This is a genomic window from Rosettibacter sp. KY25 (assembly GCF_057554405.1).
The window spans coordinates 1-11,213 of sequence record NZ_BAAJAO010000037.1 but is presented as its reverse complement, the minus strand read 5'-3'; the positions used below and the strand labels follow the sequence as shown (position 1 = coordinate 11,213).

Genomic DNA, 11,213 nt, shown 5'->3' with positions numbered 1-11,213 from the left:
AAAAGTTTTTTTACATGCAGCAGGTATTGTAGAAAATGGTAAAGATGTGGTTCAATATTTAAGACCAGTATTCTGGAATACATCATGGTTTAAGATGAGACCGCCTCATACATTAGGAATATTGTGCAATCCAAATCATCCAGCTTTTGAAGAATTTCCTACAGAATTTCACAGTAATTTACAATGGTGGGAAATTCTAAATCGTCAACAGGTAATGAACCTTGAATTATTTCCTCCAGGATTTAAGCCGCTGATACAACCAATTGATACCTGGTTTTTGAATCGAAGATTAGCTGTATTGTTCGAAGCACAGGTTGAAAATGGTAAAATTATGGTCTGCAGTGCTGATCTTCAAAATAATTTGGAAGAGCGACCTGCAGCAAGACAATTATTATATAGTTTGACAAAATACATGTTATCGGACAAATTCAATCCAAAGTACAAAGTAGATTATTCTATTATCGAAGAACTTTTTGAAAAGAAAGAAAGACCTCCTGCAATTAATTTTTATACAAAACAAAGCACAGATGATTTAAGACCAAAGGTAAAATAGTTTTATATCACTTCCTTTCAAAATTAAGAAAGTATTTTAATCCAATCTTATCTTCCTTGATAAAAGGGTAATAACATGATGAGGAAAAATTTTTTTAATTCGCATTATAGTATAATTAATGGGAACAGTATTTTAAGAATTTATTGCAGAATGAAAGAATTTGTCATATTGAGCAAAGCTATATTTCTAAAAATTTATAACTTGTTCAATGAACAATTATTAATGAGATTTTCTTCCGTGCATCATTCTACTCAAACAGTCTATAGTAAAGACTTTATTAAATATCTTGCAATAAACTTTTTACGTTGTTGTCTAATAATTTTTATATCATTGCAAAATTTGATTTATGCTCAAAATACTCAAACTATTAAATTATCCTGGCTTGGAAAAAATCCACCTTCACTTCCAACTGGAGTTAGTTGGGGTGTCCCTTTACCTGAAAGTAAATTTAAGAAGTCAACAAAATTTCAATTAAAGAATTCGAAAGGTAAGCTGCTGCCATTGCAATCATGGACTTTAGCTTACTGGCCCGATGGTTCATTAAAGTGGGTTGGCTTAAGTACAGTTATTGATTCTGATGCAGATTCAATTTTTCAATTAGAGATAGTCAAAAAAGAAAATTTTAATTACAACAAAAAAATTGAAGTCATTGAGAATAGTGAAGATGTTTTTGTTAATACTGGAGTTTTACAATGTGATATTCCAAAGCAAGGAAATCAAATTATTCGATTTATAAAATTAGATGGGAAATATATATCAACAGCAGGGAAATTAACTTGTATTTTGCAGAATGGTCCAGATACAGAAACAGAGAATCAACCATATCGTGAGAAATTTTTAGGCAAAGTTGAAAATGTAACAATTGAACAAAATGGTCCTGTAAGAGCAGTTATTAAAATTGAAGGACAACATTATTCAGAATTAAGTAAAAGAAGCTGGCTGCCATTTATTGTGCGTCTCTATTTTTATGCTGGATTACAATCAATTCGAATTGTTCATACAATTATTTATGATGGCAATCAAGAAGCAGATTTTATTCGTGGATTGGGATTAGTTTTTGATGTTCCACTGGATGAACAATTTTATAACAGGCATATTCGTTTTACTGGCGATGATGGAAGATTGTGGGATGAACCATGTCAGCCATTAACCGGAAGATTCCCACTCGATAGAAATGAAGAACTCTATTCAAAACAACTTACAGGCGAACGCATTCCAGAATTAGAAATATTTTCTGAAAGACAACAACAATTAATTAAAAATTGGGCTTCGTGGAATGATTTTAAATTGGTGCAATTAAATGCAGATGGTTTCCGAATTTTGAAAAGAACTAATAATAAAAGTGCATGGATTGATGCTGGATATGGACATCGTTCAACAGGTCTGGCTTTTGTTGGAGATGTTTCAGGGGGACTTACAGCATGCTTGAGAAATTTTTGGCAGTCATTCCCTTCAGCATTAGAAATTAGTAATGTTAAAAAAGATACATCACAATTAAAAATTTGGTTGTGGTCCCCAGATGCAGAAGCAATGGATATGAGACATTACGATACACTTGCTTATGGACACGATTTAACTGCAAGTTATGAAGATGTTCAACCAGGCTTTAGTATTGCAACTGGAGTTGGACGAACTTCTGAAATTTTATTGTATGCTTCATCAAATGTTCCTTCTTATGAAACATTACATAAAATTGTGCAAATTGGAAATAATCCTCCTTTACTTACTGCATCTCCAGAATATATTCATAGCATTAAAGTATTTGGAGTTTGGAGTTTACCTGATAGAAGTACAAATACTAAACGCTGGTTAGAAGAACAACTCGATAAAGCTTTTGAGTATTATAAATTAGAAGTGGAACAACGGCATTGGTATGGATTCTGGAATTATGGTGATGTAATGCACAGCTACGATTTTCAAAGACATACATGGAGATATGATATAGGTGGTTATGCATGGGACAATACTGAACTAATGCCAAATTTGTGGTTGTGGTATAGTTATTTGCGCTCGGGACGAGAAGACATTTTTCGTATGGCAGAAGCAATGACTCGTCATACTGGTGAAGTTGACGTATATCATCTTGGACCTTTCAAAGGTTTAGGTTCACGTCATAATGTGATTCACTGGGGCTGCGGTGCCAAAGAAGTTCGTATATCTCAGGCAGCTCTTAAACGTTTCTATTATTACTTAACTACGGATGAAAGAACCGGTGATTTAATGCATGAAGTTGTTGATGCAGCAAACGAAGCAATTGGTAAGTACGACCCGCTTCGTTTAATTTTGGAAAAAAGTCAATATCCTACTCATGCACGTGTTGGTCCCGACTGGCTGGCATTAGTTGGCAACTGGATGACTGAATGGGAACGCACAGGTGATACAAAATATCGAGAACGAATTATGATTGGTGTGAATTCCTTATATGAAATGCCTTATGGATTTTTCTCTGGTAAAGATGCTGCATTTGGTTATGACCCGAAGACTTATAAATTATATCGACTGAATGATAATGATATTGGTTCTGCTCATTTATCTGTTTTAATGGGAGGACCCGAAGTAGCTTTTGAATTAAGCAATCTTCTAAAAGATGAAAAATGGAATAAACTCTGGCTGCAGTTTTGTAAACTTTATGCAGCACCAAAAGAAGAAATTGAAAAAGAATTTGGCAAAGCTGTAGAATTAGGAACTCCAGGTTCATGGTATGCTCGTCTGCCAGCTTATTATGCTAAAGTTACAGGTGATAAATCTTATGCTGAAAGAGCGTGGAAAGAATTTTTTAATTTCGGTTCAAGACGTTTTCAAACAAATTTTGAAATGGAAAAATATGATGCTATTCAAAGTTTACAACCAATCTACGAAGTTAAATGGGCATCAACAAACAACACTGCTCAATGGTGCTTAAATGCTATTGAACTACTTGATTTAATTGGTGATGAAATTCCAGAAAATTTTCCTTTATTGGATAATAAATTGCAGGAAAGAAATTCAATTAATCAATATGAAAAAAGTGAATTACTTTATGAAGATAATTTTGATAATGACTTGAGTAACTGGATTGTTGAAACAAAAATTTCTCCACACTCTAAAGTTGAAGTAAAAGATGGGAAATTAATTATTGATGTTGAACATGGAACAACAGTTTGGTTCAATAAAAAATTATCTGGAAATATTTTGATTGAATACAATCGAAAAGTTATAGTAGACAATGGTTATAATGATAGGTTATCTGACCTCAATCAATTCTGGATGGCAGAAGATCCACGAAGAGAAAATTTATTTACAAGAGATGGAACATTGGCTGATTATGATTCACTTCGACTTTATTATGCTGGAATTGGGGGAAATAGTAATACAACTACTCGTTTTCGAAAATATCAGGGTAATGGAGAACGTACACTTTTGTTCGATTTTCAAGATGAAAAACATTTACTCAAGCCAAATAAAAATTATTTGATTCAAATTGTGGTTTATAATGGCACTACAAAACTTTATGTTGATGGCGAAGAATATTTTTCGTTTAAAGATGAAGAACCTTTAACCGAAGGCTATTTTGGATTCAGAACTGTAAAGTCACATCAAGAGATTGATAATTTTAAAGTGTATCGTTTGAAATAAGATTTATAACTTAAACGCTGTGCACTCAAAGTTTGCAAAGATATTTTAGAGATTTTTCATCCGCCTTTGCGGATTCAAAAATGATACAAAGTGTAAATGTCATTCTGAAGGAACCCCGCCAAAGGCGGGGTGACTGAAGAATCTAATTATTACTTCATAATTTTATATGAGATTCTTCGCTTCGCTCAGAAAGACATGAAGTTTTTTCTGTCATTCTTAAGGGGCTTACTAAAAGTAAGATTTTTTAGATAATAGAACACAGTCAACTAAGATTTTTACGGATTTTCACAGATTAGATAATTGAAAATTACTTTTTAGTCACACCCTGAAAAATTTAAATAACAGAGATAATCTCGTAAATCTGTGTTAAAAAAATATTGAAACCGCTAAGAGCACAAAGATTCGCAAAGAATAACCGCAGAGAAATCATTGCGGCTTGGCGACTTTGCGAGAAACAAAAAAATTTCACGCTAAGCCGCGAAGGCGCAGTGAGAATCCCGTTTTGCGGGATGATATTGTTTTACCACAAAGGACGCAAAGTTCAACACAAAGGAACACAAAGATTTTATCCTTCGTGTAACTTTGTGAAATCCTTAGTGACTTTGTGGTTAAATTATTTCACGTAAAGCCGCAAAGAATAAAAGACGCAAATTTCTCAGATTAAATTGATTAGTCAGCCTCTACAAATAATTATGATTGAGATAATTAAAAAATGTGAAAATTCATTTGCTATTTTTTCAATACATCATAAACTAATTGAGAATTAGAAATGAAAATAACAAGCATTAAATCGTTAATTGCAGTGATAATATTTTTATCGATATCTACTATTATAAAAGCTCAAATTGGTACCAGTTTTCCTTCAGAGAAAAAAATTGTAACAGATCCAACTACTGGTGTAAAATTAATTTTTCTAACAAGTAAACCTTTTGGTGATTCGAAAATTTATCCTACACACAATCAATGGACATCTGATGGACAATGGATTATTTTTAGGTCACGACGAGTAAGAGGTGAAGTTATGGCAGTAAATGAGAAATCTGGTGAAATTGTTCAGGTTACAGAAGGAGGATATTTAGGCTCTCCACTTGTTGCAAGAAAATCAATGAGATTATATTGCATGAGAAATTCTGCTGATACGAATGGGAACCAGGAAATTGTTGAAGTAAAATTAGATGAATTATTTAATGACATTAAATCAGGTCATTTGAAAGATAAATCTTATTATCAAAGAGTTTGCGGATTTATTCCGAAAGAATATGAAGCAAGTGGTGATTTGGCATTAGATGCTGATGAAGAATGGGTTTGGTTTCGTGTTGGTCGCTATATAGCTAAGAAACATTTGCCGGAAGGAACTAAAATTGAAGAGAATTATGGACCACGCAATATGGGTGCAGGACCTGGCGGGATTGCTGGAATGAATATCAAAACTGGTGAACTAAAATATGTTGTTTCAGTTCCTTTTCAAGTTGGACATATTCAGAGTAATCCATGGGTTCCTGGCCAAATTGTTTTTTGCTGGGAAACAGGAGGCAAATCTCCTCAACGAACTTGGATTGTAAATTCTGATGGTTCTGGCTTACGACCACTTTATCCAGAAGCTCCTTATGAATGGGTAACTCATGAAGTTGTAATTACACCTGATGAAGTTGCTTTTGCATTAATGGGACATCGTAAAATTCCTGGCACTACCGAAAATGTTTCTACAGAAATAAAACAAAGTGAAGAAAATTTGGGACAGGAAATTGAATGGGGAAACTGCGGCACAAGAGAAAAACCTACTGGTCTTGCAGTTGTAAATATTAAAACAAGAGAAATGACTATAGCAGGACAAATACCTTACGGTAGCGGCTTTTGGCATGTTGCTGGTTCATCCGACGGCAGATTTTTAGCAGGAGATGATTTCGCTCGTGAAATTTATTTGATTGACCGACATTCACATGAAATGATTTTACTTTCTGCTGGACATAAAACTACTGCACAGGACCACCCACATCCATCTTTTAGCCCTGATGGTACAAAAATTCTAATTCAATCTGCAATGCTCTCTGAAGATGGAAAATCTATGAATCTTTGCATCATTCCAATTCCAGATAAATGGTTGAAAAGAAATTACAACAAATCAAAATAAAAAGGAGGACTAACCGTGAAACGCATTGTAATCTTTTTATTAATTTGTTTTATAACCAATATTTCTTTTGCACAAAATGATGTTGATGAAATTGTTGTAAGAAGAGTCGCTGATTATATTCTTGAACATGGAGAATTAGGTTTTAAAGATGTCAATACAGGAGAAATTTTTAAATCAACAAAGAATGTCCCTGAAGGAGCAAAATTAAGATTCTTAAATTCATTTGGTGAATGGCATTATACTAATGGTGTATTGAATATGGCATTAATCAATTTATCTAAATTTACAGGTGATAAAAAATATGCTGACTATGCTGCTTCTCACGTAGCTTTTGGTATGGATAACTATAAATATTTCCAGGTAAGATATAATAAAGAAAAGGATGGACCACATTACAATTTCCCATTTGGACAGCTCTGGACAATGCGTGAATTGGATGACTGCGGTGCTATGGGTGCAAGCATGATTGATGTTTATGAATTTGTTAAACGTGATGATTATAAACAATACATTGAAAATACTGCAAAACATATCACTAAAGGACAAGAACGAATTGAAGATGGGACATTGGTTCGAACTTTTCCTTACAAAATGACTTTGTGGGCTGATGATTTGTATATGAGTGTTCCTTTCCTTGCAAGAATGGGAAAATTTTCCGGCGATAAAAAATATTGGGATGATGCAATAACTCAAGTTAAAAATTTTTCTAAGTATCTCTGGGATAATGAAAAAGAATTATACTGGCATTGTTATTATACTGATTTAAAAAGAAATGGAGTAGCACACTGGGGCAGATGCAATGGCTGGGTAATGATGGCAAAAGTTCATCTATTAAATTTTTTGCCAGAAAATTATCCTGGGAGAGAAGATATAATTAAAGACCTTGAAAGACAAATTCTTGGGATTGCAAAATATCAAAGCAAAGAAGGTTTATGGCATCAATTACTTGATAAAAATGATTCTTATCTTGAATCATCATGCTCTGCTATGTTTGTTTATTGTATTGCCCGTGCAGTAAATCAAGGATGGATTGATAAACGTTATGCTTCAATTGCCCTCAAAGGCTGGGAAGGTTTGAAAGAATATAAAATACAACTTGATGGACAGGTTAAAGATATTTGTGTTGGGACTGGCATTGAAGATAATCTGGTTTTCTACTATGAACGTCCTGCAAGATTAAATGAAAAACATGGCCTCGGTGCTGTTATCGATGCAGGTATTGAAATAATTAAATTGAAGAAATTATTGAATCAAAAGTAAATAAGATTGTGAAGCGAATAAAATAATCTTCGCTTTAGAGTAATTACATATTTACATGTAGTTAGAATTTTTTTGAATTGATTAATTAAAGAATATTGCAAGTAAAAGTATGTTTAAGTGAATTATTTTAGTGATAGAAAGATTATTGAAGATTTCTGGGAAATAAAATTTTTAATCACTGCTTAAAAATCCTTTGTGTCTTCTTGGCGTTCACTGCGGTTTATTATTGAAACCGCAGAGCACATAGAGTTAGCAAAGATATTTCTAGAGATTTTTCATCCTCCTTTGCGGATTCAAAAATGATACAAAGCATAAAATGTCATTCTGAAGGAACCCCGCCAAAGGCGGGGTGACTGAAGAATCTAATTATTACTTCATAATTTTTATGAGATTATTCGCTTCGCTCTGAAAGACGTGATTGCTTAATCTATTATTCTCAAGAATGAACCAAACGAATGAGCCAAAACAGAAGAATCAAAAAATAATTTAACGCGAAGAATAAAAGCCACAAAGAATAAATTGCGACTTTGCGACTTTGCGAGAAACTAAAATTTTTTAGATTGCTTCGTCTCGATAAAATCATGATGCGAAAAGACACTTTTACTTTGAAAAACAATGGAATATTTTATTCACCACATTCTCCTATAAAACTTTGCACTTCTCTGCATTCACTGCGGTTTAATATTTAGTAAAACCAAGGGATACAAAAATTTGATAGAGATTGGAACATCTGTAAAGTCATATAAAAATTCATTTAACAAATTTATGGAGCTGCATATGAAAAAGATTGCATTTAAAATGAAATTAAAACCTAATTGCAAAGAAGAATACAAAAAAAGACACGACCAAATTTGGCCCGAGTTAAAAGAATTACTAACCCAAAGCGGAGTGAGAGATTATTCAATATTTTTAGATGAAGAAACCAATACATTATTTGCAGTCCAAAAATTAGTAGGTGATTCATCTTCTCAAGATTTAGGTCAAAATCCAATTGTTCAAAAATGGTGGAAGTATATGGCTGATATTATGGAAACTAATCCAGATTATTCTCCTGTTTCTATTCCCTTGGAAATGGTCTTTCATATGGATTAATAAAATAAGGAAAATATTATGGACCCAATAATGAGTATTATTTTAATTGCAATTGGCAGTATGTGTGCTGCTAGTTTTTACGTGCCCATTAAAAAAATAAAAGAATGGGCTTGGGAATCCTATTGGATTGTTCAAGGAGTTATTTCATGGATTATTGCACCTTGGGTATTCGCATACTTCACAGTTCCAAATTTAGGAGAAGTTTTATCTAATTCTCCAACAACTGCAATTTGGGGTGCAATTATTTTTGGGGCTCTCTGGGGTGTAGGAGGTCTAACTTTTGGCTTGAGCATGCGATATCTTGGAGTTGGACTTGGACAGTCAGTTGCTCTTGGTTTTACAGCAGCTCTTGGAACTCTTATTCCACCTTTTGTTTCTGGCAGAAATTTATTTTTAACTCACGAAGGAAGATTAATTCTTATTGGTGTTTCAATCTGTGTTGTTGGTATTGCAATAGTTGGATATGCTGGTGTACTTAGGTCGCGTAACATGCCTGAAGAAGACAGAAAAAAAGCTATTAAAGATTTTGCATTGAAAAAAGGTTTATTAATTGCTGTCCTATCAGGATTGATGAGCGCTTGTTTTAATTATGGTATTAATGGAATTCCAGGTGTAATCGATGCTGGTTATGCAATTCAAAAAGTTGCTGCTGAATATAATACTGATCCACTTTTTGTTGTTAATCCTGCTTACATTCTTGTAATGTTTGGAGGATTTATAACAAACTTTATCTACTGCATGTATCTGAATTTTAAGAACAAAACTTTTAGTGATTATTATTCAGTTGATAAAAAAGTTTTAGTTAATAACTTGCTCTTTTGTTTGTTGGGCGGAACACTCTGGTATTTGCAATTCTTTTTCTTTGGAATGGGACAAAGTAAACTTCCTTCAGAAATGTTTGTGTTTGGCTGGAGCATTTTAATGGCTTTGAATATTCTTTTTAGTAATGTCTGGGGAATTTTCTTGAAAGAATGGAAAGGTGCTGGAACAAAAACAATTACAACTTTAGTGCTTGGTCTTGTTCTCTTAATTCTTTCTACTTTCGTAATCAAATTATAATTCTACTAAATTTTGGAGGTACAGATGAAAAACGAAAAATCAATTGAACAATTATATCTGAAAGCAAAAGAACTTTATGCTGAACTTGGCATTGATACAGATGAAGTTTTGAAAAAGCTTGATGATATAAAAATTAGTTTACATTGCTGGCAGGCAGATGATGTTGGTGGATTTGAAACTCCTGATTCTGAATTAAATGGAGGTGGAATTCAGGTAACAGGAAATTATCCGGGAAAAGCAAGAACTTTAGAACAACTTCGTGCTGATTTGGAAAAAGTTATGAGTCTTCTGCCCGGAAAACAACGACTTAATCTTCATGCAATTTATGGAGATTTTCAGGGTGAAAAAGTTGACCGCGACCAGATTGAAGTTAAACACTTTCAAAGCTGGATTGATTGGGCAAAGAAATTAAATATTGGAATTGATTTTAATCCAACTTGTTTCTCACATCCGTATGCTGATGATGGCTTTACACTTGCATGTAAGAATGAAGAACATCGCAAATTCTGGATTGAGCATGTAAAAAGAACAAGAGAAATTGCTGCTGAAATTGGGAAACAATTAGGAACACCATGTATCAATAACATTTGGATTCCTGATGGTTCAAAAGATATTCCTGTTGACCGTTATACTCATAGAGCTTTGTTGAAAGAATCTCTCGATGAAATTTTTAAAATCGATTATCCAAAAAATTATTTGAAAGATTCACTCGAAAGTAAATTATTTGGAATTGGTTCAGAATCTATGGTTGTTGGTTCACATGAATTCTACATGGGATATGCAGTAAAAAATAATAAAATGATTTGCATTGACTGCGGTCATTTTCATCCTACTGAACAGATTGGTGATAAAATTTCATCACTTCTTCTTTTTGTTGATGAATTGTTATTGCATATCAGTCGTGGAGTCCGATGGGATAGTGACCATGTAGTAATTTTTAATGATGAAATTCAACTAATTGCTCAGGAAATAGTTCGTGCTAATGCATTGAACCGCGTAAATATTGGACTCGACTTTTTTGATGGTTCTATTAATCGAATTGGTGCTTATGTAATTGGAACAAGAGCAACTCAACTTGCATTTTTATATGCAATGTTAGAACCTACAAAGATGTTAAAAGAGTTAGAAGAAAATGGGAAAAATTTTGAACGCCTGGCATATCTAGAAATTATGAAGACAAAACCATTTGGAGCAGTTTATGATTATTACTGCATGATAAATGATGTGCCAATTGGTGAAGATTATATTAAAGAAATCCAGAAATATGAAGCTGAAGTGTTGAGCAAAAGAATTTAGTCTCGCCTTGTGAATATTTTTATTTTCAATCTCAATTCATTTGTGATTTAACTAATTCCTGTGTGATATTAAAAAAATTTCATGCAAAGAATAAAACCGCAGAGAAAACATTGCGGCTTTGCGAGAAATAAAAATAAATTAAGAGTGTTTTGCAACAACATTTATAGAGATTCTTCGTCAACTGAAGAATCTAATTATTACTTCATA

At 33.1% G+C, this 11,213-nt stretch carries 6 protein-coding genes and 1 pseudogene; all 7 read left to right on the top strand.

The window, feature by feature from the left end; genetic code table 11:
- Positions 1-553 (top strand): annotated as a pseudogene (locus AC27L2_RS13295) (beta-glucuronidase); the annotation flags it as partial.
- A gap of 150 nt (positions 554-703) precedes the next feature.
- Positions 704-4,168, top strand: coding sequence for an exo-rhamnogalacturonan lyase family protein (locus AC27L2_RS13290; protein ID WP_487212251.1), 3,465 nt, complete (start codon positions 704-706; stop codon positions 4,166-4,168).
- A gap of 769 nt (positions 4,169-4,937) precedes the next feature.
- Complete coding sequence (locus AC27L2_RS13285) at positions 4,938-6,299, top strand: hypothetical protein (RefSeq protein WP_487212250.1); 1,362 nt, start codon at positions 4,938-4,940, stop codon at positions 6,297-6,299.
- Positions 6,300-6,314: 15 nt separating this feature from the next.
- On the top strand, positions 6,315-7,559 hold the full coding sequence (locus AC27L2_RS13280) for a glycoside hydrolase family 88/105 protein (RefSeq protein WP_487212249.1): 1,245 nt from the start codon (positions 6,315-6,317) through the stop codon (positions 7,557-7,559).
- A 777-nt stretch (positions 7,560-8,336) separates the two neighbouring features.
- Positions 8,337-8,651 carry an L-rhamnose mutarotase gene (rhaM, locus tag AC27L2_RS13275; RefSeq protein WP_487212248.1) on the top strand — a complete coding sequence of 105 codons (315 nt, stop codon included), beginning with the start codon at positions 8,337-8,339 and terminating at the stop codon, positions 8,649-8,651.
- Between the two features lie 18 nt (positions 8,652-8,669).
- Positions 8,670-9,710 (top strand): L-rhamnose/proton symporter RhaT, encoded by a 1,041-nt coding sequence (locus AC27L2_RS13270; RefSeq protein ID WP_487212247.1) that lies wholly within the window; start codon positions 8,670-8,672, stop codon positions 9,708-9,710.
- 24 nt (positions 9,711-9,734) lie between these two features.
- Positions 9,735-11,006, top strand: a complete 1,272-nt coding sequence (locus AC27L2_RS13265) for an L-rhamnose isomerase (protein ID WP_487212246.1) — start codon at positions 9,735-9,737, stop codon at positions 11,004-11,006.
- The last annotated feature ends 207 nt before the right edge of the window (positions 11,007-11,213 follow it).

Coding starts and splice junctions, on each gene's coding strand:
- AC27L2_RS13290 (WP_487212251.1), top strand. CDS start 704: ATGAAAGAATTTGTCATATTGAGCAAAGCTATATTTCTAAAAATTTAT.
- AC27L2_RS13285 (WP_487212250.1), top strand. CDS start 4,938: ATGAAAATAACAAGCATTAAATCGTTAATTGCAGTGATAATATTTTTA.
- rhaM (WP_487212248.1), top strand. CDS start 8,337: ATGAAAAAGATTGCATTTAAAATGAAATTAAAACCTAATTGCAAAGAA.
- AC27L2_RS13270 (WP_487212247.1), top strand. CDS start 8,670: ATGGACCCAATAATGAGTATTATTTTAATTGCAATTGGCAGTATGTGT.
- AC27L2_RS13265 (WP_487212246.1), top strand. CDS start 9,735: ATGAAAAACGAAAAATCAATTGAACAATTATATCTGAAAGCAAAAGAA.